Here is a 21156-nt window from a genome sequence, read left to right as displayed (position 1 = left end):
GCCGGTCGCGGATCCTCCCGGGTGACCGGACGGTGGCGCCACCCGAAAGGGGGGCTGCGGGACGGTCCGGGTGGTGGACGACGGGGAGAGCTGCCGAAGGTTGCCGTGTCGGAGCGGACACGGAGGTCGGCCCCGCGGAGAGGAGGACCGTGTCCGTCAGCATGAGCCGGCCCGGCGACGACCGCGTCCCCGCCGAGATCGTGACCTCGGTCTTCTACAGCGCCACCGTCAGCGACAACCTGGCGATCGTGGTGGCCGAGATGGTCGCCGGCCGGGCGCGCGTGAGCTGGGGCAACGCCGGTGCGGTCGAGCTGCTCGGGTACGGCCTGGACGACCTGCGCACGCTGCCGGTCGAGCACCTGTTCCCGTCCCTCGGGCGCGGGGAGCTCCGGCTGCTGCTGCGCCGGGAGCGGTCCGCCCGGATGACCCTGCCGGTGCGCACCGCCAGCGGCGCCGCCGTGGAGGCGCTGGTCACCACGACCCCGTCCCCGAGCGGCCGGATGTGGACGGTGCGGATCGTCTCCACGAGCAATGAGCTGGAGCGGGCGCTGCGGGCGACCGCCGACGCCCACGAGCGGCGCTTCTCCGCGCTGACCGAGCGCTCGCCGGTGCCCACCCTCCTCTCCGAGCAGGGCATGCGGCTGGCGCACGTCAACGACGCGTTCTGCAGCCTCGTCGGCCGGCGCGCCGAGCAGCTGCTGGGCACCGGCTGGTTGGACGCCGTGCACGGGGACGACCTCGACACGGTGGTCGAGCAGGTGTCCGCGGCCCTGGACGGCCAGGAGGTGGAGGCCCAGGTCCGCCTGCTGCGCGAGGACGGGTCGGTCCGCACGACGGTCATGCGCTTCGCCCACCTGTTCACCCCTGGCGTCGGCGCCGGCTTCGTCGGCACGATCGAGGACATCACCGACCGGCTGGCGTTCGAGGCCACGCTGGCCCACCAGGCCAACCACGACCCGCTCACCGGGCTGCCCAACCGGACGCTGCTGGCCCGCTACGTCGCCGACCGCTTCGTGCCCGGCGCCGGCACCCTCGCCTGCCTCTTCCTCGACCTGGACAACTTCAAGGTCGTCAACGACTCGCTGGGCCACACCGCGGGCGACGAGTTGCTCACCGAGGTGGCCGACCGGCTGCGGTCGGTGGTCCGGCCCGGTGACCTGGTGGCCCGCTTCGGCGGCGACGAGTTCGTCGTGGTGTGCGAGGACGTCGACCAGCCCGCCGCGGTCGCCCTCGCCGAGCGGATCACGGCGGAGCTGGCCCGCCCGGTGCGGCTGGGCGGCGTCGACGTGCGACCGCACGCCAGCGTCGGGGTCACGGTGCAGACCGGGGAGCACGCCGGCGCCGAGGAGCTGATCCGCGACTGCGACATCGCCATGTACCAGGCCAAGGCCGGGGGCAAGGGGCGGATCACCGTGCTCGACCAGCGGGCGCGGGAGCAGGCCCGCGACAAGCTGCGGTTGGTCGCCGAGCTGCGCGACGCGATCGAGCGGCGCGAGGTCACCCTGCTCTACCAGCCGATCTTCAGCACCGACGACGGCCGGCCGGTCGCCGTGGAGTCGCTGGCCCGCTGGACCCACGCCGACCGCGGCCCGATCAGCCCGGCGGTCTTCGTGCCGCTGGCCGAGGAGAGCGGGCTGGTCGCCGCGCTCGGGCTGCTCGTCCTGGACGAGACCTGCCGCCAGCTGGCCGAGTGGGACCGGGTCCTCGGCCCGGCGGCGCCCCCGCGCGCCAACGTCAACGTCTCCGCGCTCCAGTTGGACGCGAACCTGCCGGCGCAGGTGGCCCACGCGCTGGCGCGGCATGCGCTGGACCCGTCCCGCATCTCCGTCGAGATCACCGAGTCGGCGCTGATGAAGGACCCCGACTCGGCCCGCCTGGTGCTGCACGCGCTGCGCGAGCTCGGCGTCGAGGTCGCGATCGACGACTTCGGCACCGGCTACTCGTCGCTGGCCTACCTGCGGCACCTGCCGGTGGACTGCCTCAAGGTGGACCGGTCCTTCGTCGCCGAGCTGGCGCACGGGCACACCGAGATCGCCTCCGCCGTCATCGCGCTGGCCCGCAGCCTCGACCTGAGAACCGTCGCCGAGGGCGTCGAGACCGCCGAGCAGGCCGCCGAGCTCGGCCGGCTGGGCGCCACCTACCTGCAGGGCTTCGCCCTCGGGCAGCCGATGACCGGGGCGGACGCCGCCACCTGGTTCGCGACCCACGGGGAGAGCACCCGATGACCGTCACCCCCCTCCCGCCCCGCGGCGAGGCGGCCCCCGTCTTCGACCTGGGGAAGGTCCTCGCGGGCATCGACACCATGGCCGCCCAGCGCCCGGTCGCCGCGCAGATCGTCTCGGTGGCGAACTCCGACGACACCAGCGCCAAGGTGCTCTCGCGCATCCTCGCCTCCGACGTCGCCCTCGCCGGCCGGGTGATGAAGCTGGCCAACTCCGCCTACTTCGGCATGCGCGGGCGGGTCACCTCCCTGCAGTTCGCCGTCACCGTCGTCGGCTTCACGACGGTGCGCACGATGGCGACGGTCGCGCTCACCGAGCTCGACGACGAGTCGCGCCTGCCGGAGGACTTCTGGGAGGTCACCACCTGCCTGGCGCTGGCGTCCTCGGTGCTGGCGCCGCGGTTCGGCGAGCGGTCGCAGGACGCGCTCTGCGTCGGGCTGCTCGCCCAGATGGGTGCGGCGCTGCTGCACCACGACGACCCCGAGGGCTACGGGGCCCTGGTGGCCGAGCACCCCGGCTTCGCCGCACGGCGCTCCGCCGAGCTGCACCGCTACGGGATCAACAGCGTGCGCCTGACCGCGGTCGCGCTGGAGCAGTGGGGCTTCCCGCACGCGATGACCAACCGGCTCAACCAGGTCGACGACGCGGCCTCGGTCGAGGGCGGGCTGCTGCGCGCCGCCTTCGAGGTCGCCGCACGCCTGACCCGCGACGACCACGAGGCCGAGCCGGTCACCCGGCTCACCTGCGGCCAGCTGCGCGAGGACGACCTGGTGCCGGTGCTGGACCAGGTGCGGGCCGACGCCGACGAGCTGCGCCGGGCGATGCTCGGCGACTGAAGAAGGACCCCGTCGCCCCCCGGCACTCGCTCCGCTCGCGCCGGGGCCCTGCGACGGGGCCGCCGGGCGGCGGAGCCCCGCCCCTCGTGACGAGGGACGGGGCTCCGCGGGCCCCCTGCAGGGCCCCGCTGCGAGCGTGCGAGCGGTGGGGGGCAGGGGGTGTCTCTTCAGACGGCGTAGGGCGCGCCCAGCGGGTCGACGGTCGCCTGCTCGCCCACGGTGCGGGCCAGCCGCGCGGCGGCGAAGTCGCCGTCGCCGAGCAGGTGGTCGATGGCGGTGAGCCGGCTGGTGTAGTGCCCGACGGAGTACTCCGCGGTCACGCCGATGCCGCCGTGCAGCTGGATGGCCTCCTTGCCGATGTGCCGGCCGGCGCGGCTGGTCTGCAGCCGGGCGCGGTCGGCGGCGGAGACGACGTCGCCACCGGCGTCCTGCACCATCGAGGCCCACAGCGCGGCGCTCCGGGCCAGCTCCAGGGACACGTACATGTCCGCGGCGCGGAAGGTGAGCGCCTGGAACCGGTTCAGGGTGACGCCGAACTGCTTGCGGGTCTTCAGGTACTCCGCGGTGGTGCGCAGCGCGGTGTCCATGGCGCCGATCGCCTCGTGGCTGTAGGCGATCCGGGCCTCGGCCAGCGCCCGCTCGATGGCGGCCGTCTGGTCCCCGCCCGTGCCCAGCGGGGTCGCCGGGGTGCCGTCGAAGCGGACGGCGGCGGCGCGGGTGCCGTCGTGCGTGCGGTAGCCGGTGCGGGTCAGGCCCGCCGCGTCGCCCTGCACGAGGAACAGCCCGGTGCCGCCGTCGACCACGGCCGAGACGACGAGGACGTCGGCGCGGGCGCCGGTGGGCACCGGCTCCTTGGCGCCGCTGAGGGTCCAGCCGTCGCCGGACCGGGTGGCGGTGACCGCCGAGGCGGACGCGCTCCACCGGGTGCCGGTCTCGGCGTGCGCGAACGCCGGCACGGTGGTGCCCTCGGCGATGGCCGCCAGGAGCTCGCCCTTCTGCTCGTCGGTGCCGACGGCGGCGATCAGGCCACCGGCCAGCACGACGGCCTCGATGAACGGCTCGGGCGCGATGACGCGGCCGATCTCCTCGGCGACGATCGCCACCTCGATGGGGCCGGCGCCCATGCCGCCGTGCTCCTCGGCGAAGGGCAGGCCGAGCAGGCCCATCTCCGCGAGGCGCGCCCAGGTCTTCTCGTCGAAGCCCGGGTCGTTGGCGACGACCTTCCGGCGCTGCTCGCTGTCGGAGTAGGCGCGCGCCAGCAGACCGCGCACGGCCTCCCGCAGGTCGTTCTGCTCGCTGTCGAAGGTGAAGTCCACGTCAGATCACAGCCCCAGGATCGTGCCGGCGATGATGGTGCGCTGAACCTCGTTGGAGCCTCCGTAGATGGAGACCTTCCGGTAGTTCAGGTAGTGCGGGGTCGCGACGCGCGCCCAGTCCGGCACGTCGGAGCCCTCCTCGGCGAAGGAGGCGATCGAGAGCGGGCCGGCGATGTCGACCAGCAGCTCGGTGGCGGCCTGCTGGAGCTCCGAGCCCTTGAGCTTGAGCACCGAGGACGCCGGGTGCGGCTTGCCGTCGGCGGAGTTGGCGACGACGCGCAGCGCGGTCAGCTCGAGGGCGACCAGCTCGTTCTCCACCTCGGCGATCCGCCGGGCCATGAACGGGTCCTCCAGCAGGGGGCGGCCGTCGACGGTGATCTCGCGGGCGAAGTCCTTGGCCTGGGCGAGCATCTTCTTGGTGGCGCCGACGCGGGCGATGCCCACGCGCTCGTTGCCGAGCAGGAACTTGGCGTAGTCCCAGCCGCGGTTCTCCTCGCCGATGAGGTTCTCGGCGGGGACGCGCACGTCCTCGAAGAACACCTCGTTGACCTCGAAGCCGCCGTCGATGAGCTCGATGGGGCGCAGGGTCACGCCGGGGGTGTCCATCGGGAAGACCAGCATCGAGATGCCGCGCTGCTTCTTCTCCGCCGTCGGGTCGGTGCGGACCAGGCAGAAGATCCAGTCGGCGTGCTGGCCGAGCGTCGTCCAGGTCTTCTGGCCGTTGACGACCCAGTCGTCGCCGTCGCGGACGGCGGTGGTGCGCAGCGAGGCCAGGTCGGAGCCGGCGTCGGGCTCGGAGAAGCCCTGGCACCACCAGATGTCCAGGTTGGCGGTCTTGGCCAGGAAGCGCTCCTTCTGCTCCTGGTTGCCGAAGGCGGCGATGACCGGGCCGATCATGCTGGTGTTGAAGGCGAGCGGCTCGGGGACGCCGGCCAGCTGCATCTCCTCGCGCCAGATGTGGCGCTGCAGGGGCGTCCAGTCCTTGCCGCCCCACTCGACCGGCCAGTGGGGCACGGCCAGGCCCGCGGCGTTCAGCGCGCGCTGGGCCTCGACGTACTCCTCCTTGGAGACGTGCCGGTGGGCCGCGACCTTGTCGCGGATCTCCTGCGGTACCTGGGTCGTGAAGAAGGTCCGCATCTCCTCCCGGAAGGCCTCGAGCTCCGGGGACAGCTGCAACCGCATCGGTCCTCTTTCCTGACGACGGCAGGTGCCGTCTCGACGTAGTGCCCCCGACGATCCCACACGGGCTACCGGTGGGTAGGAGCGGCACCCGGGGACGGCGTGCCGCCCGCGTGGCGGGGCCCCGGGCGGCAGGTGCCGCCCGGGGCCCCGCTGCGGAGCAGGTGCTGTCAGCTCAGCGTCGACCAGAACGCGCAGTTCGCCTCGGCGGCGACGTCGACCGGGCCGATGCCCCCGCGGGAGGCGATGTCGAGCCCCTGGACGTCCTTCGAGGCGCGGTAGCGGGTCCACGACGGGACGTCGCGGCCGTTGGGGTTGCCGTGGGCCGCGAAGTTGGTCCAGTACCGCACCATCGTCGTCGCCAGCCGCTCCTGCTCGGCGGTCAGCCCGTTGCCGAACAGGCCGGGGAACAGGTAGGGCAGCTCGGCGGCGTGCTGAGCGTCCTCCGGGTAGTCCGGGTACGGGAAGTCCACCAGCGGGTCGGCCGTCCGGTCGCGGAACTGGTAGGCGAACACCGGCGCGGGCACCGGTGGCCGGGCCAGCGTGTCGTAGGCGTCCACGTGCTCGCAGGTGGCCAGCGCGCTGCCGGCGTCGCTGTTGACGGCGGCCAGGGCGCGCAGCGGCGACGGGTAGGCCCCGGCCGGGTAGCGCGCGAGCACCTCGTCGGCGTCGTCGCCGAAGACCCCGGTGAGGACCGTCGTGTAGTCCGCCTCGGTGAAGCCGTCGGCCGCGAGCCGGGCGACGGTCGGGTTCAGCGGCGTGAACAGGGTGTTCTCGTCGCTGAGGTTGCCGTGCATGACCGGCACCCTGGCGTGGTCCCCGGCGGCGATCGCCTCGGCCGGCTGCACCGGCAGCGCCGAGCCGCCGACGACGAAGGCGCCGCCCGGCCAGGCGTCGAGCAGCTGCTGCACCGGCGTGGCCCGCAGGCAGGCCGCGACGTCGTCGGCGGTGGCGCAGTCGACGGCCTCGGCGACGCGGGCGCCCTTGGCCTCGGCGGTCTCCAGGGTGTCGTAGGGCGCGGTGCAGCTGTAGCTCTGCGCGATGGCGCGGTCGAACAGGCCCCGCGCGCTCGGCGAGGTCAGCTGGGCGCAGACCGCCGAGCCACCGGCCGACTCGCCGAAGATCGTCACCCGCCCCGGGTTGCCGCCGAAGGCGCGGATGTTGCGCTCCACCCAGCGCAGCGCGGCCTGCTGGTCGAGCAGCCCGGCGCTGCCGGAGGCGACGTTCCCGTTCTCGCGGGAGAGGTCCTCCTGCGCCATGAAGCCCAGCGCACCCAGGCGGTAGTTGACCGTCACGACGACGACGTCGCCCTCGAGGGCGAGCTTGCTCGCGTCGTACCGGTCACCGCTGCCGGTCTGCCACGAACCGCCGTGGATCCACACCATCACCGGGAGGTCGCGCCGCGGGGTGTCCAGGCCCGAGGGGGTGGTGACGTTCAGGTAGAGGCAGTCCTCCTCCAGCGACGTGACCGGGTTGCTGGCGCTGGGCTCCTGCGGGCAGGCGCTGCCGGGCGTGGTGGCGTCCCGGACGCCCTCCCACGGCTCCACCGGCGCCGGCGGGCGGAAGCGCAGCTCCCCGACCGGGGGAGCGGCGAAGGGGATGCCCTGGAACAGGCGGTAGCCGTCGGCCGAGGTCCCCTCGACGGCGCCCGCGGTGGTCTGGACGACCAGCGGGGCGGGGTCGGGCGCGGCGCCGGCGGGCGCGGCGGTGGCGAGGGCGCCGGCGGTCAGGACGGCGCCCAGCCCGAGCGCGAGCAGCGACCTCAGGGCAGGACGTGGGGGAGTGGTGCGCACGTGACCTCCAGGGAGAGCCGGCCCGGCCCGGGGTGAGCTGGACCACAGCGCTTGAGACACTAGCCATCCCTGTCTCATCCCGTGTGGCGGGGGTCACGGTCCCCCAGCAGCGCTCAGCAGCCGGGGAGCCGTCGGCTGGTCATGCGGTCGATCACCTCCAGCCACGCGGCGCGGACCTCGCAGGGCTGGTTCCCGACGACGTCGAGGATTCGCTTGTCGGCGCCGCGGTCACCGGCGACGACCGCCTCGAAGCCCAGCCGCGTCACGAACGCCTGGATCTCGCCGGGATCGAGGCCGGCGTCGACGAGGGGCTGGACCAGCCAAGCCGTCAGCTGCCGCGGGGCGGTGGACTCCACGACCGGTGTTCGCCCGCGGGGGCCGGTGCGGATGCACCCCTAGCCGACGGGCAACCCGGTGTAGTTCTCGGCGAGTTCGCGGGCCGCCGCCTCCGACGAGCAGATCCGCCGGAGCTGGGAGAGCTGCAGCTGGGCGTCGAAGTCGTCGCCGGAGGTGTGCAGCATCGAGGTCATGAACCACGAGAAGTGCGTGCACCGCCAGACGCGGGCGAGCGCCCGGTCGGAGTAGGCATCGACCAGGTCGGTCTGCTTCTCGGTGAGCAGCCGCACCAGCGCCTGGGCCAGCAGCGTCACGTCGGCGACGGCGAGGTTCAGGCCCTTGGCGCCGGTCGGGGGCACGATGTGCGCGGCGTCGCCGGCGAGGAACAGCCGGCCGCGGCGCATCGGCGTGCTGACGAACGAGCGCATCGGCAGGATCGACTTCTCGGTCACCGTGCCGGTGTTGATGTCCCAGCCGTCGAGGGCGAACCGGCGGGCGAGGTTCTCCCAGATCCGGTCGTCGGACCAGTCCTCGATCTTCTCGGTGGGGTCGACCTGGAGGTACAGCCGCGACACCGAGGGAGAGCGCATGGAGTACAGCGCGAAGCCCTCCGGGTGCCAGGCGTAGATGAGCTCGTCGGTGGCCGGTGCCGCGTCGGCCAGGATGCCCAGCCAGGCGTAGGGGTAGGTGCGTTCCCACGTGTGCCCGCCGGCGGCCTGCACCACCGGCCGCGAGACGCCGTGGAACCCGTCGGTGCCGGCGATGACGTCGCAGTCCAGCACCTGGGCGACGCCGTCGGCGTCGGTGAACCGGACGCACGGGCTGTCGGAGTCGACCTCCTCCAGCGTCACGTCGGAGACCTCGAACAGCAGCGGCGGGCCGCCGTCGAGCTGCGCCCTGATGAGGTCCTTCGTGACCTCGGTCTGCCCGTAGACCCACACCGTGCGGCCGCAGAGCTCGGGGAAGTCCAGCTGGTACCGGGTGCCCGGGTGCTGCAGGTAGATGCCCCGGTGCTCCATGCCCTCGCGGTGCAGCCGCTCACCCAGCCCCGCGTCGGTGAGCGTGTCGACGGTGTGCTGCTCGAGGATGCCCGCCCGGATGCGGGCCTCCACGTACTCGCGGGAGCGGTTCTCCAGCACGACCGAGTCGACGCCCTGGAGGGCGAGCAGCCGCGAGAGGAGGAGGCCGGCGGGGCCGGCGCCGATGATCGCCACCTGGGTGCGCACAGCTGGATCCTCCCCTCCGCCGCACCCGGTGTCGCCGGGTACTTCCGTCCAGCGGAGACCGGGCGGGGATGTCGCCGTCGTCAGACGACGTCGCCGACCGAACGCCAGGGGCCCCACTCCCCGCCGGCCGAGCGGGTGCGCTGCACGAGGGCGCCACCGGCGTCGACGACGGCCACGACCAGCCGGCCCTCCGGGGTGGCGGCGGCGGTCGGGTGGTCCGTGACGAAGCCGCCGAGGTCCGTCCACGGGCCGTAGTGGCTGTCGGGAGCCACCTGCTCGGCCACGGAGAGGCCCCCGCCGGCGTTCCGGGCGACGCAGGTGATCCGGCCGCCCACCCGGGCGTTCGCCGTCGGGCCCGTCCCGCCGTGCCCGCCCAGCGCGGTGGCCGAGCGCCAGGCGAGGTCGCGGTCCTGCCAGCTCACCGCGACGTCCGCGGTCCCCGCCTGCCGGTGGTGCACCTCCGGTCGACCGTCGGCGTTGACGGCGAAGGTGGCGGCGCTGGCCGGCGTCAGGCTGGGCACCGGACCGCGCAGGAACTCCCCGCCCGGCACGGCCTGCCGCCACAGGACCAGCCCGGTCCGCGACGCGGCGACGACGTGGACGCGGCCGGTGGCGTCCAGCAGCGCGTCGCACGGGTCCTGCAGATCGGTGCCCCCGAGGTCGGACCAGGGGTGCCAGCCGCCGTCGTCCCGCTGCCGGCGCGTGGACAGGCCGCCCCCGGCGTTCACGACGACGACCCGCAGCCCGCCGTCGGCCTCCCGGACGAGCGCCGGGCTGCCCACGTACCGGGCGTCGCTGCCGGGGTTCGGCGTGCCCAGGTCGGTCCACGGGCCGCCGGCGGGGCGCACCGCGGTGCGCCCGTCGTCGGTGCGGGCGGCGAGGTGGGTGCTGCCGTCGGGCCCGGTCGCCGTGACGACGGTCGTGACCGCGCCGACCGGGTCGTCGGGACCGAGGTCGACCGGGCCGGCCCAGGTGCCGGGGCCGGTCCAGCGGACGACCCGGCCGTCGCGCACGGCGAAGAGCCGCACGGCGCCCGCGCCGTCGGTCGACGACCACCGGGTGCCGCGGGAGGTGCGGTAGTAGGCGCGGTCGGTCGCGCCGAAGACGTCCGCCGCGGCGGGGTCCCACGGCCGGTACGCCGTCTCGAACAGCGCCCGCTTGCGGGCGCGGGTCGCGGCGTCGAGGTTCACCGGGTGCTGGCCGACCCCGTAGTCCCGGTGCTCGAGGACGTAGGGCAGCCACGTCCCGTGCGCGGTCCGGTACCGCCGCGCGGCCTCGAGCGCCAGGGCGGTCGCCGCCCGGTGGTCCGGGTGCGACTGCGGGACGTCGTACCGGTGGTCGGCGAAGCGCTCCGTCACGTGCAGCACCGTCGGGCGGTAGCGGGCCATGAGGCCCTGCAGCACCGCCACCGCGGCGCCGGCGTCGTACCGCTGCGCCTCCGCCACCAGGCCGCCGCGTGCGGGCATGGTCTGCACGGTCGCGCCGTCCAGGAGGTGGGACAGCCGGCCGTCGGGCAGCCCCAGGAAGGTCACCCGCACGCCCGGCCGGTCGCGCAGCCGGAACTCCTCCACCCGGTGACCGCCGATCCCGACCACCTCGCCGTCCCACTCGTCCTGGAGTGGCAGGTCCGCCACGCCGCCGGAGATGCGGTAGGCGTCCTGGATACCGCGGCGCCGGTCGCGGGCGCGGGCGGACCCCTCCTCGAGCGGGAGCAGCGCGTCGCCCGCGGTGACGTAGACGACCGTGGTCGGCACGCCGGCGTGGATGCCGGCGTCGAGGTCGGGGTTGAGGAAGAGCAGGTCGTCGTCGGGGTGGGCGACGACGGCGAGCACGGAGGCGGTCACCGCGCTCCCGCCGGTGGCTCCTCGCGTCCGTGCCGCACCGTTCCTCCGGGGTCCTCGCCGGGCAGTGAGCGCATCGTCCTCGCGCCGCCCGCCCGGGGGAAGCGGGACGGGCCGCCGCGGATGGGTCAGCCGAACTCCTGGGAGCGGGCGAGCTCCCGGCCGATGCCGCGGGCCGCCATCTCCAGCGCCGGCACGAGGCGGGCCACGTCGCGCCGGTGGGGCGGCACGACGATCCCCAGCGCGGCGACGGCCAGCGGCCCGCTCGCCCGCTCGACCTGCACGGGCACCGCGAGGGACGCGGCGCCCAGGGACATCTCCTGGCTGGTGCGGGCGTAGCGCCGGCGGCGGATCTCGGTGAGCTCGCGGGCGAGCACGGCCGGGTCGGTGACGGTGTGCGGCGTGACCGGCCGCAGCGCGCCCAGCACCTGCTCGACGACGTCGTCGGGGGCCGCGGCGAGCAGCACCTTGCCCACCCCGGTGGCGTGCAGCGGCAGCCGGCTGCCGACCTGGCTGACCACCGGTACCGACTCCCGGCCCGACACCCGGTCGACGTAGAGGGCGCTCACCCCGTCGCGCACGGCCAGGTGCACGGTGTCGCGGGTGGTCGTGTGCAGGTCGAGCAGGAACGGTGCGGCGACCTGGCGAAGCTCCAGCTGCACCGGGGCCAGCAGACCGAGGTCCCAGAGCTTGCGGCCGATCTCGTAGCGGCCGTCCGGACGGCGGATCAGCGCGCCCCAGCCGGTCAGCTCGCCGAGCAGCCGGTGCGCGGTGGTCAGCGGTGTGCCGGAGCGCTCGGCGATCTCGGAGAGGGACAGCCGCGGGGCGCTGCTGCAGAAGGCGTCGAGGATGCCCAGCGCGCGGGAGGTGACCGACCGCCCCGGGTGCGTGCTGCCACCGGCCATGCTGCTCCTCTCCCGTCCAGCGGAAAGCTGGGGTTGGGAGCGTAGCCGGGCGGTCGTACCGTCCGTCCATGACCGGGACCACATCCGCCGGGGGCCTGCACCTGCCGCGGTACCACCGCGAGGACGCCGCGCTGCGCACCCCCGTGGGTTTCCCCGACTACCGCAGCACCGCCCTGCGCGCGCCCCTGCGGACGCCGGTGGACCTGCCGCACCGGCTCACCGAGGTCACCGGGCCCGTGCTGGGGGAGGACCGGGTCCTGCCGCACGACGCCGACCTCACGCTGCGCAACGGCGGTGAGGCCGTCGGCCAGCGGATCCTGGTGCACGGCCGCGTGCTGGACAGCGACGGCCGGGCGGTGCCCGGTGCGCTGGTGGAGGTGTGGCAGGCCAACGCGGCGGGCCGCTACCGGCACCTCGGCGACAGCTTCCCGGCGCCGCTGGACCCGCACTTCGACGGTCTCGGTCGCGTGGTCACCGACAGCCTCGGCCGGTACGAGTTCATGACCGTCAAGCCCGGCGCCTACCCGTGGGGCAACCACCACAACGCGTGGCGGCCGGCGCACATCCACTTCAGCCTGTTCGGGCGGGCCTTCACCCAGCGGCTGGTCACCCAGATGTACTTCCCGGACGACCCGCTGTTCGGCCAGGACCCGATCTTCAACGCGATGCCGGCGGCGGCCCGGCACCGGGCGATCAGCCGCTTCTCGCTGGAGCGGTCGCAGGAGAACTGGGCGCTGGCCTTCGAGTGGGACATCGTGCTCCGCGGGGCGGAGCAGACGCCGTTCGAGACCGACGACGACGGGGATGTCGCGTGATGGGCGAGCCGTCGGTGAACCCGCTGCTGGTCGTCCCGGGCGTCAGCGAGCCCTACCAGCCGCGCTCGGGCCGGCGCGGCAGCGGCTTCCTCGACGGGCCGCTCCGGCTGGGCACCACGCCCAGCGCCACCGTCGGCCCCTACCTGGCCATCGGCATGACCTGGCCCGACGGCGCCTGGGCCGCCGAGGAGGGGACCCCGGGCGCCTTCTGGATCCGCGGCCGGGTGCTCGACGGCGCCGGTGACCTGGTGGCCGATGCGATGGTCGAGACCTGGCAGGCCGACCCCGACGGCGGCTTCCCCTCGCCGGAGGACCCGCGGGGTGCGGCCGCCTACCCGGGCTTCCGCGGGTTCGCCCGGTCGCACACGGCCGACCCGCCGGGGCAGTTCGCCGTCCACACGCTCAAGCCGGGGCGGGTGCCCGACGGCGCAGGTGGGCTGCAGGCCCCGCACATCGACGTGTCGGTGTTCGCCCGGGGCATCCTCGACCGCGTCGTCACCCGCATCTACTTCGCCGACGAGGCCGAGGCCAACGCCGAGGACCCCGTGCTGGCGTCGCTGCCCGACGACGCGGCCCGGCGGACGCTGCTGGCCACCCCGGCCGCGGACGGCTACCGCTTCGACATCCACCTGCAGGGCGAGCGCGAGACGGTGTTCTTCGCCGTATGACCCGACCCGCGAGCGGCCGAGGCGGTAGGAACGGGACGTGACCGGTCTCTTCAGCGCGACCTTCGCCCGCGGTGGCGCGGCGACCGCCGTCTCCGATGCCGCCTGGTTCGACGCGCTGCTCGACGTGGAGGCGGCCCTCGCCCGGGCCGCCGCCGCGACCGGGCTGGTGCCCGCGACCGCGGCGGACGCCGTCACGCGGGCCTGCGCCGAGCCGGCGGTGCTCGACCTGGCCTCGGTGGTGGCGCAGGCCGCCGACGCCGGCAACCCGGTGCCGCCGCTGGTGCGGGTGCTGCGGGCGGCGGTGGGGGAGCGCGACGCCGTCGCCGTCCACGTCGGCGCCACCAGCCAGGACGTCGTCGACACCGCGCTCGTGCTGCTGGCCCGCCGGGCGGTCAGCGCGATCGACCGGGACCTCGCGCTCGCCGCCGACGCCGCCGCGCGGCTGGCCCGCGACCACCGCGACGACCCCGTCATGGGCCGCACGCTGATGCAGCAGGCGCTGCCCACCACCTTCGGGCTCAAGGCCGCCGGGTGGGTCAGCGGGCTGGACGGCGCCAGGCTGCGGCTGGCCGAGGTGGTGGCGTCGCTGCCGGTGCAGTACGGCGGCGCCGTCGGCACGCTCGCCGCGGACGACGGCTCCGGGACCGCACTGCGGGCCGCGCTCGCCGTCGAGCTCGGGCTGGTCGCCACCGCGGCGCCGTGGCACACGGTGCGGCTGCCGATCGCCGACCTGGCCGGAGCGCTCGGCGCCGCCGCGGGGGTGCTCGCGACCGTCGCGGTCGACGTCGTGCTGCTCGCGCAGACCGAGGTGGCGGAGGTGGCCGAGACCGGCGCCGGCCGGGGCGGCTCCTCGGCGATGCCGCACAAGCGCAACCCGGTGGCCGCGATCTCCGCCCGGGCCTGCGCCCGGCGCGCCCCCGGCCTGGTGGCCACCCTGCTCGGCGCCATGGAGCAGGAGCACGAGCGGGCCGCCGGCGCCTGGCACAGCGAGTGGCCCACCCTGACCGGCCTGCTCTCGACCGTCGGCTCGTCGGCGGCCTGGCTGGTCGAGAGCCTCGACGGGCTGCGCCCGGACCCGGCGCGGATGGCCGCCACGGTGGCCGCGGCCCGCGACCCGGAGATCGCCGGCGCGCTCGCCGACGCGCTCACCCCGCTGCTGGGGCGGGACGCGGCGCACGACGAGGCCGCGGCCGCCGTCCGGGAGGCCGCAGCCACCGGACGCCCGCTCGCCGACGTCGTGGCCGGCCGCGACGACGTCGACCTCGCCGACCTGCTCGGCGGGCGCCCGGACGTCGGCGAGGCGGGCGCGCAGGTCGACGCCGTCCTGGCCGAGCACACCCACCTGGTGGAAGGAACCCGATGAGCGCCGTCCCCGTCTCCTACACCGTCGCCGGGCCGCCGGACGCGCCGCTGGTCGTCCTCTCCCACTCGCTCGGTGCCACGCGCGCCATGTGGGACCCGCAGGTGGCGCCGCTGGCCGAGCGGTTCCGCGTGGTCACCTACGACGGCCGCGGGCACGGGGCGTCGCCGGCGCCCGCGGGACCGTACGCGCTGGACGACCTGGTGGACGACGTCCTCGCGGTGCTGGACGAGCTCGGAGCCGAGCGGGCGCACGTCGCCGGCGTCTCGCTCGGCGGGATGGTGGGCATGCGGATGGCGGCCCGCGAGCCCGCGCGGGTGGCGGGGCTCGCGGTGCTGTTCAGCTCGGCGAAGACCGACCCGCAGGGGTTCCGCGACCGGGCCGTGCAGGCCCGCGCCGAGGGCACCGCCGCCTTCGCGCCCACGGTGGTGTCCCGCTGGCTGACGCCGGGGTTCGCCGCGGAGCACCCCGACCTGGTGGCCCGGCTGGAGGCGATGATCGCCGGTGCCGACGACGAGGGCTACGCGGCCTGCTGCGAGGTGGTGGCCGGCATCGACCTGAGGGAGGACCTCGGCCGCATCACCGCGCCCACCCTGGTGGTCTCCGGCGCCGAGGACCCGGCGCTCCCGCCCTCGCACCAGGAGGTGATCGCGGCGGGCATCGCCGGGGCGGAGCTGCTGACCCTCACCCCGGCCGCGCACCTGGGCAACCTCGAGCGGCCGCTGGAGGTCACCGGCGCGCTGCTCGGCCACTTCGACGCCGCGGGAGGCCGCGCATGAGCACCGACGACGAGCGCCGCGAGGCCGGGATGCGCACCCGCCGGGAGGTGCTGGGCGACGCGCACGTCGACCGCGCCGTCGCCGGCACCACCCCGTTCACCGCCGGGTTCCAGGACTTCATCACCCGGGTGGCGTGGGGGGACGTGTGGCAGCGGCCGGAGCTCTCCCGCCGCGACCGCAGCGTGATGACGCTGTCGATCACCATCGCGCTGCGGCACTGGGAGGAGTTCGCCCTGCACGTCCGCGCGGCGGTGAACAACGGCCTCTCCGACGAGGAGATCGGCGCGGTGATCCAGCACGCCGCCGTCTACGCCGGGGTGCCCGCGGCCAACCACGCCTACAAGGTCGCCGGCCCGATCCTGGCCGAGCTCCGCGGCGACCCGGCCTGATCGACCGTCGGCCGGTGGCGGTCTCCGGGGCTCGGAGACGACCACCGGCCGACGCTCGCGGTCGGGCTGTGGACGGCGGCGGCGCGCGACGGCGCGTTCGGCCACGCTCTGCGCGTGCCCGTCCCTCCCCATCGCCCGGCCGAGCTGCGCGGGCGCGCGTTCCGCGGCTCGGATGCGCTCGCGGCCGGCACGCTGAGCCGGGGCCGGCTGCGCGGACCCTCCTGGCAGCGGCTGTTCCGCGACGTCTACGCCTGCGCGGACCTGCCGGTCACGCACGCCCTCCGGGCTCGCGCGGCAGCCCAGCTGCTCGTGCCCGGTGCAGTGGTGAGCGGGGCCAGCGCGGCGGTGCTCTGGGGGCTGCCCCTCGCCGGACCCCTCGACGACGTCGAGCTCACCGTCGCGGCGGGTGCCAACGTCTGCCGTGAACCCGGGGTGCGGGTGCGCCGCCGGGACCTCGCGCCCGACCAGGTCGCGCGCCGAGGGGGCGTCCCGGTGACGAGCGCCGAGCTGACGGTCCTGGACCTGGCCGGCACGGGCCCGCTCGACGACGCCGTCGTGCTGGTCGACCGGTTCGTCGACCTCGGGGTGACCCGGCTGGCGTGGGTGCGGGAAGCGGCTGCCCGCGCGCGGGGGAGGGGGTGCCGCCAGGCCCGGGTGGCGGCCGGGCTCGCCGACGGGCTGGCCGGGTCGCCGCAGGAGACCCGGCTGCGGCTGCTGCTGCACCGCTCCGGGCTGCCCCGCCCGGTGGCGCAGCACGTCGTCCGGGACGCCGCCGGGTTCGTGGGCCGCGTCGACTTCGGGTGGCCAGAGCTGCGGGTGGCGGTCGAGTACGAGGGTCGGTGGCACGGGGAGTCCCCGCAGCGGGTGGCCGCCGACCGGCGCCGGCTGAACCGGCTCCGTGCCGCGGGCTGGACGGTGGTCTTCGCGACCGCCGAGGACCTGGCCGACCCCGCCCGCCTCCTGCGGTGGCTCGCCGAGGCGCTCGGCTGCTGATCGACCGTCGGCCGGTGGCGGTCCCCGGGATGCGGAGACGACCACCGGCCGACGGTCAGCGGCGTGGGCCCTGCGCGGGCCCGAGGTCAGACGCCGGCGGGCAGGGGCATCTCGCGGACGTCGTCGGCGACGGTGAGCGGGGCCCCGGTGGCGGCGACGACCTCGTCGGCGGTCACGCCGGGGGCGGTCTCGCGCAGGACCAGCCCGTCGGCGGTGACCTCGATGACGGCGAGGTCGGTGATGATGTGGTCCACGCAGGCCTTGCCGGTCAGCGGCAGGGTGCACTCCTGCACGATCTTCGGTGACCCGTCGCGGGCGACGTGCTCCATCATGATGATCACCCGCCGGGCGCCGTGGACGAGGTCCATCGCACCGCCCATGCCGTTGACCATCTTGCCGGGGATCAGCCAGTTGGCCAGGTCGCCGCGGGCGTTGACCTGCATGGCACCGAGCACGGCGACGTCGAGGTGCTGGCCGCGGATCATCCCGAACGACAGCGCCGAGTCGAAGAAGCTCGCCCCCGGCAGCAGGGTGACGGTCTCCTTGCCGGCGTTGATCAGATCGGGGTCCTCCTCGCCCTCGAACGGGTAGGGGCCCACCCCGAGGACGCCGTTCTCCGAGTGCAGGACGACGTGTACCCCGTCGGGCACGTAGTTGGGCACCAGGGTGGGCATCCCGATGCCGAGGTTGACGTACTGGCCGTCCTCGAGCTCCAGGGCCACCCGGGCGGCGAGCTGCTCACGGGTCAGGCTCATGCGGGCGTGGCCTCCTCACCGGCGGCGGCCGGGGTCTGCGAGCGGTCGGTGCGCGGGCGGGTGGTGCGCCGCTCGATCGGCTTGCGGTCGCCGCCGACGACCACCACGCGGTCGACGAACACCCCGGGCAGGTGCACGTCCTCGGGGGTGATCTGGCCGGGCTCGACGAGCTCCTCCACCTCGGCGACGGTGATCCGCCCGGCCATCCCGGCCAGCGGGTTGAAGTTGCGCGCCGACTCGTGGAACACCAGGTTGCCGTGCCGGTCGCCCACCGCGGCGTGCACCAGCGCGAAGTCCGCGGTCAGCGCCGTCTCCAGCACGTACTGGCGGCCGTCGAACTCGCGCACCTCCTTGGGGCGGCTGACCTCGACGACGTTCCCGTCGGCGTCGTAGCGGATCGGGATGCCGCCCTCGGCCACCAGCGTGCCGACGCCGGTGGGGGTGTAGAAGGCGGGGATGCCGCTGCCGCCGGCGCGCAGCCGCTCGGCCAGCGTGCCCTGCGGGGTCAGCTCGACCTCGAGCTCGCCGGACAGGTACAGCCGGGCCAGCTCCTTGTTCCCGCCGACGAACGAGCTGATCGTCTTGCGGATCCGGCCCGCGTACAGCAGCACGCCCAGGGCCTGGTCGTCGACCCCGCAGTTGTTCGAGATCGTGGTGAGCTGGTCGGCACCCTGGGCCAGCAGCGCGTCGATCAGCGCGTACGGCACCCCGCAGAGCCCGAACCCGCCGACCGCCAGCGTCGCGCCCTGCCCGATGTCGGCGACCGCCTCCTCGGCGGACCGAACGACCTTGTCCACGTCAGCCCTCCCGCTCTGCGGGGCCGGTTCCCCGGCCGTGGTCCGAAAGCGCCCGATCCACCACGCTGCTCCCATCGTCGCCGCTGCGGCCCCCAGTATCGCGGCCGGGCGGGTCCGGGCGCGCCCGGCCTCCCCACTGGCCGGAAACGACCGGCCGCGGGGACGTCAGCGCAGCAGCGTGGTCAGCCGGACCCGCACGCCGCCGTCGCCGGGGTGGTGCGCCCCACCGGAGATGTCGACGTGGTCGCAGAGCTGCCGGGCCAGCCACAGGCCCATGCCGCCGCGGGACAGGTCGTCCCCGTGGGCCGGCCCGTACCCGGCGAAGGGGTCGTCCCAGCCCGGGCCGCCGTCGGCGATGGTGCACACCAAGCGGTCCGGTCCGGTCCACAGGCGCAGGCTCACCGGCGGCAGGCCGTGCCGGACGGCGTTGGAGGTCATCTCGTCCACCGCGAGCAGGAAGTCCTCGACGACGTCGGCGGGTGCCGCGAGGCCGGCGAGCTCCGCGGCGACGGCGTGCCGCAGACCGACGAAGTCGGCGACCGAGTCGGCTGCCAGGCGCGGGGGCGTGGACTCCAGCGGCTCGTCGGGCACCGGCATCGAGCGGAGGTAGGCGGCCGGGCCGGTGAAGCGCGGGTTGGGCGTGCGGGCCTGCGGCGTCACCAGGTGCGCGTGGGTGCGGGTGGCGGAGTCGACCACCGACTCCGGCAGGCGCTGGGTGTCGAACGCGCAGACGCCCCACAGATCCCAGCCGCGCAGCGCCTCGTTGACCACCGACTCGTAGCGCTCCCACTCGAGCCAGTCGCGCTCGGTGGGGCCGTGGTCGACCTCCCCGAGCACGCGGACCCGGACGGCACCGGCGGTGCGCTGCGCCTCGGCCAGCTTCCGGAAGGCGGTGATCGCGGCGGGGGTGCGCCGCCGGTAGGCGTCGTGGCGGTCGACCACGACCAGGCGGGGATCGTCGCCGAGGGCGTCGCGCAGCGCGGTCGCGGTGGGCGCCGACGCGGTGACGACGGCCGCCTCGCCCGCATCGAGGCCCGCCCGCAGGAAGGGGGCCGCGGTGGCGACCAGGTGGTCCAGCGAGTCGTGGAGCAGGGCGTCGTGGGGGAAGCCGCCGGGGTCGGGGTGGCACTCCCCGCCTGCCGCCGTCCAGCTCACCTGCGCCCCTGAATCGTTCCGCCGTCGTCCGTAATCCGTGCCCACGGTAGGCCAGCGGGTCCCGGCGGTCGGCCTGCACCCCGTCGCGCGCCCACCGCGCGGTCGTGGCGGGGCGCGAGCCGGCCCGCGGGATCGCCGGTGGTGCCGGTGCCCAGCGCAGCCGCGTAGAAAATAGCCGCCGCCACGGGCTGCCACCCGGCGCAGGCAGCACCCCGTTTCGACGTCGATCCCAGGGGCAGGTGACCCGCTGACCCCGGAGGGAGAACAGCATGGCCATCGCCACGATCAACCCGGCCACCGGCGAGACGCTCAAGACCTACGAGCCGCTCACCGACGAGGCCCTCGAGGACCGGATCGCCCGCGCCGCGCAGGCGTTCGCGCGCTACCGGCTGACCACCCCCCAGGAGCGGGCGGGCTGGCTCTCCGCCGCCGCGGACGTCCTGGACGACGACATCGACGCGGTCGCGGAGCTGATGACCACCGAGATGGGCAAGACGCTGGCGTCGGCCAAGGCGGAGGTCGGCAAGTGCGCCAAGGCGCTGCGCTGGTACGCCGAGCACGGCCCGGCCCTGCTCGAGCCCGAGCCGAAGGACGCCGCCGCGGTGGGAGCCGAGCAGGCGTACGTGGTGCACCAGCCGCTGGGCGTGGTGCTGGCGATCATGCCGTGGAACTTCCCGCTGTGGCAGGCGATGCGCTTCGCCGCCCCGGCGCTCATGGCGGGCAACGTCGGCCTCCTCAAGCACGCCAGCAACGTGCCGCAGACCGCGCTCTACCTGGAGGAGCTGTTCCGCAAGGCGGGCTTCCCGGAGGACGTCTTCCAGACCCTGCTCATCGGCTCCTCGACCATCGAGCGGGTGCTGCGCGACGACCGGGTCGCCGCCGCGACGCTCACCGGCAGCGCGCCCGCCGGCCAGTCGGTGGCCTCCATCGCCGGTGACGCGCTGAAGCCGACCGTGCTGGAGCTGGGCGGCAGCGACCCGTTCATCGTCATGCCCTCGGCGCACCTGGACCGGGCCGCCGAGGTGGCGGTCACCGCCCGCAACCAGAACAACGGGCAGAGCTGCATCGCCGCGAAGCGGTTCTTCGTGCACCGCGACGTCGCCGAGGAGTTCACCCGCCTGTTCGCCGAGAAGATCGGCGCGCTGACCGTCGGCGACCCGATGGACGAAGGCACGCAGGTGGGGCCGCTGGCCACCGAGTCGGGCCGGGACGACGTCGAGAGGTACGTCGACGACGCCGTCGCCAAGGGCGCGCAGGTGCTGGTGGGCGGCAAGCGGGTCGACCGGCCGGGGTGGTTCTACGAGCCCACCCTCCTGTCCGGCATCACGCCGGAGATGGACCTCTACCTGGAAGAGGTCTTCGGCCCGGTCGCGGCGCTGTGGACGGTCGACTCGCTGGAGGAGGCGATCGAGATCGCCAACAGCCACCCCTACGGGCTGGGCTCGAACCTCTGGAGCGAGGACGCCGGGGAGCGGGAGCGGTTCATCCGCGACATCGCCTCGGGGATGGCCTTCGTCAACGGCATGACGACCAGCTATCCGGAGCTGCCGTTCGGCGGGGTCAAGCAGAGCGGGTACGGCCGGGAGCTGACCGAGCTCGGCATGCGCGAGTTCATGAACGCCAAGACCGTCTGGATCGGCGGGCCGAGCAGCGAGCAGGGCGAGCGCAGCACCGCCGGTTCCGCCGCGGAGTAGCGACGCCCTTCCCGGCCGGGCCTCCCGTCAGCGCAGGCGGGAGGTCCAGTCGGCCGGGACGCGCCCGCGCGGACCGGGGGCGGGCGGGTCGAGGGGG

19 protein-coding genes are annotated in these 21156 nt (G+C 75.1%); 9 read left to right on the top strand and 10 right to left on the bottom strand.

Features of this window, described 5'->3' with window-relative positions; all coding sequences use genetic code 11:
• Positions 1-149: 149 nt before the first annotated feature.
• Together E9529_RS15005 and E9529_RS15000 are read left to right on the top strand one after the other, a co-directional pair.
• On the top strand, positions 150-2225 hold the full coding sequence (locus E9529_RS15005) for an EAL domain-containing protein (protein ID WP_236831956.1): 2076 nt from the start codon (positions 150-152) through the stop codon (positions 2223-2225).
• Positions 2222-3058, top strand: a complete 837-nt coding sequence (locus E9529_RS15000) for an HDOD domain-containing protein (RefSeq protein ID WP_236831955.1) — start codon at positions 2222-2224, stop codon at positions 3056-3058. Before E9529_RS15005 ends, E9529_RS15000 begins: the two co-directional genes overlap by 4 nt.
• Positions 3059-3225: 167 nt before the next feature.
• On the opposite strand, the gene E9529_RS22780 is transcribed toward E9529_RS15000, so the two are convergent.
• The 7 genes from E9529_RS22780 to E9529_RS14965 all read right to left on the bottom strand — a co-directional run bounded on the left by E9529_RS22780 (position 3226) and on the right by E9529_RS14965 (position 11654).
• Positions 3226-4374, bottom strand: coding sequence for an acyl-CoA dehydrogenase family protein (locus E9529_RS22780; RefSeq protein WP_236831954.1), 1149 nt, complete (start codon positions 4372-4374; stop codon positions 3226-3228).
• Between the two features lie 6 nt (positions 4375-4380).
• Positions 4381-5556 carry an acyl-CoA dehydrogenase family protein gene (locus E9529_RS14990; protein WP_236831953.1) on the bottom strand — a complete coding sequence of 392 codons (1176 nt, stop codon included), beginning with the start codon at positions 5554-5556 and terminating at the stop codon, positions 4381-4383.
• A 167-nt stretch (positions 5557-5723) separates the two neighbouring features.
• Positions 5724-7346 carry a carboxylesterase/lipase family protein gene (locus E9529_RS14985; RefSeq protein WP_236831952.1) on the bottom strand — a complete coding sequence of 541 codons (1623 nt, stop codon included), beginning with the start codon at positions 7344-7346 and terminating at the stop codon, positions 5724-5726.
• A 113-nt stretch (positions 7347-7459) separates the two neighbouring features.
• Positions 7460-7702, bottom strand: a complete 243-nt coding sequence (locus E9529_RS14980) for a hypothetical protein (RefSeq protein ID WP_236831951.1) — start codon at positions 7700-7702, stop codon at positions 7460-7462.
• Positions 7703-7741: 39 nt separating this feature from the next.
• Positions 7742-8908, bottom strand: a complete 1167-nt coding sequence (locus E9529_RS14975) for a 4-hydroxybenzoate 3-monooxygenase (RefSeq protein ID WP_236831950.1) — start codon at positions 8906-8908, stop codon at positions 7742-7744.
• A gap of 80 nt (positions 8909-8988) precedes the next feature.
• Positions 8989-10752 carry a PIG-L family deacetylase gene (locus E9529_RS14970; protein WP_236831949.1) on the bottom strand — a complete coding sequence of 588 codons (1764 nt, stop codon included), beginning with the start codon at positions 10750-10752 and terminating at the stop codon, positions 8989-8991.
• 125 nt (positions 10753-10877) lie between these two features.
• Complete coding sequence (locus E9529_RS14965; protein WP_236831948.1) at positions 10878-11654, bottom strand: IclR family transcriptional regulator; 777 nt, start codon at positions 11652-11654, stop codon at positions 10878-10880.
• A 68-nt stretch (positions 11655-11722) separates the two neighbouring features.
• On the opposite strand from E9529_RS14965, the gene pcaH reads away from it, so the two are divergent.
• From pcaH to E9529_RS14935, 6 genes are all read left to right on the top strand, one after another.
• Positions 11723-12469 carry a protocatechuate 3,4-dioxygenase subunit beta gene (gene pcaH / locus E9529_RS14960; protein ID WP_236831947.1) on the top strand — a complete coding sequence of 249 codons (747 nt, stop codon included), beginning with the start codon at positions 11723-11725 and terminating at the stop codon, positions 12467-12469.
• Entirely contained in the window at positions 12469-13137 is a 669-nt protein-coding gene (pcaG, locus tag E9529_RS14955; protein WP_236831946.1) for a protocatechuate 3,4-dioxygenase subunit alpha, read from the top strand. The genes pcaH and pcaG overlap by 1 nt, the downstream gene beginning before the upstream one ends.
• Before the next feature lie 37 nt (positions 13138-13174).
• A complete protein-coding gene (gene pcaB / locus E9529_RS14950; protein WP_236831945.1) occupies positions 13175-14500 on the top strand; it encodes a 3-carboxy-cis,cis-muconate cycloisomerase in 1326 nt (441 codons plus the stop codon).
• Positions 14497-15276 (top strand): 3-oxoadipate enol-lactonase, encoded by a 780-nt coding sequence (gene pcaD / locus E9529_RS14945; protein WP_236831944.1) that lies wholly within the window; start codon positions 14497-14499, stop codon positions 15274-15276. Before pcaB ends, pcaD begins: the two co-directional genes overlap by 4 nt.
• Entirely contained in the window at positions 15273-15665 is a 393-nt protein-coding gene (gene pcaC / locus E9529_RS14940) for a 4-carboxymuconolactone decarboxylase (RefSeq protein ID WP_236831943.1), read from the top strand. The genes pcaD and pcaC overlap by 4 nt, the downstream gene beginning before the upstream one ends.
• A 114-nt stretch (positions 15666-15779) precedes the next feature.
• Positions 15780-16658: a hypothetical protein gene (locus E9529_RS14935; RefSeq protein ID WP_236831942.1), complete on the top strand. Its 879-nt coding sequence runs from the start codon at positions 15780-15782 to the stop codon at positions 16656-16658.
• An 86-nt stretch (positions 16659-16744) separates the two neighbouring features.
• Here the strand turns inward: E9529_RS14935 and E9529_RS14930 are convergent, their stop codons facing one another.
• From E9529_RS14930 to E9529_RS14920, 3 genes are all read right to left on the bottom strand, one after another.
• Complete coding sequence (locus E9529_RS14930) at positions 16745-17413, bottom strand: CoA transferase subunit B (RefSeq protein ID WP_236831941.1); 669 nt, start codon at positions 17411-17413, stop codon at positions 16745-16747.
• Complete coding sequence (locus E9529_RS14925) at positions 17410-18210, bottom strand: CoA transferase subunit A (RefSeq protein WP_236831940.1); 801 nt, start codon at positions 18208-18210, stop codon at positions 17410-17412. The genes E9529_RS14930 and E9529_RS14925 overlap by 4 nt, the downstream gene beginning before the upstream one ends.
• Positions 18211-18375: 165 nt before the next feature.
• The gene (locus E9529_RS14920) at positions 18376-19365 is read right to left on the bottom strand and encodes a sensor histidine kinase (protein WP_236831939.1); all 990 of its coding nucleotides are present in this window, start codon (positions 19363-19365) and stop codon (positions 18376-18378) included.
• A gap of 269 nt (positions 19366-19634) precedes the next feature.
• Here E9529_RS14920 and E9529_RS14915 point away from each other — a divergent pair, with 269 nt between their 5' ends.
• Entirely contained in the window at positions 19635-21059 is a 1425-nt protein-coding gene (locus E9529_RS14915) for an NADP-dependent succinic semialdehyde dehydrogenase (protein ID WP_236831938.1), read from the top strand.
• The last annotated feature ends 97 nt before the right edge of the window (positions 21060-21156 follow it).

It is taken from the genome of Blastococcus sp. KM273128 (assembly GCF_021698975.1).
Classification (GTDB): domain Bacteria; phylum Actinomycetota; class Actinomycetes; order Mycobacteriales; family Geodermatophilaceae; genus Blastococcus.
This window is presented reverse-complemented; position numbering and strand designations above follow the sequence as displayed.

Excerpts from the sequence above, each read along its gene's own strand:
- E9529_RS15000 (WP_236831955.1), top strand. The coding sequence starts at position 2,222 with ATGACCGTCACCCCCCTCCCGCCCCGCGGCGAGGCGGCCCCCGTCTTC.
- E9529_RS14990 (WP_236831953.1), bottom strand. The coding sequence starts at position 5,556 with ATGCGGTTGCAGCTGTCCCCGGAGCTCGAGGCCTTCCGGGAGGAGATG.
- E9529_RS14965 (WP_236831948.1), bottom strand. The coding sequence starts at position 11,654 with ATGGCCGGTGGCAGCACGCACCCGGGGCGGTCGGTCACCTCCCGCGCG.
- pcaH (WP_236831947.1), top strand. The coding sequence starts at position 11,723 with ATGACCGGGACCACATCCGCCGGGGGCCTGCACCTGCCGCGGTACCAC.
- pcaG (WP_236831946.1), top strand. The coding sequence starts at position 12,469 with ATGGGCGAGCCGTCGGTGAACCCGCTGCTGGTCGTCCCGGGCGTCAGC.
- pcaD (WP_236831944.1), top strand. The coding sequence starts at position 14,497 with ATGAGCGCCGTCCCCGTCTCCTACACCGTCGCCGGGCCGCCGGACGCG.
- pcaC (WP_236831943.1), top strand. The coding sequence starts at position 15,273 with ATGAGCACCGACGACGAGCGCCGCGAGGCCGGGATGCGCACCCGCCGG.
- E9529_RS14930 (WP_236831941.1), bottom strand. The coding sequence starts at position 17,413 with ATGAGCCTGACCCGTGAGCAGCTCGCCGCCCGGGTGGCCCTGGAGCTC.
- E9529_RS14915 (WP_236831938.1), top strand. The coding sequence starts at position 19,635 with ATGGCCATCGCCACGATCAACCCGGCCACCGGCGAGACGCTCAAGACC.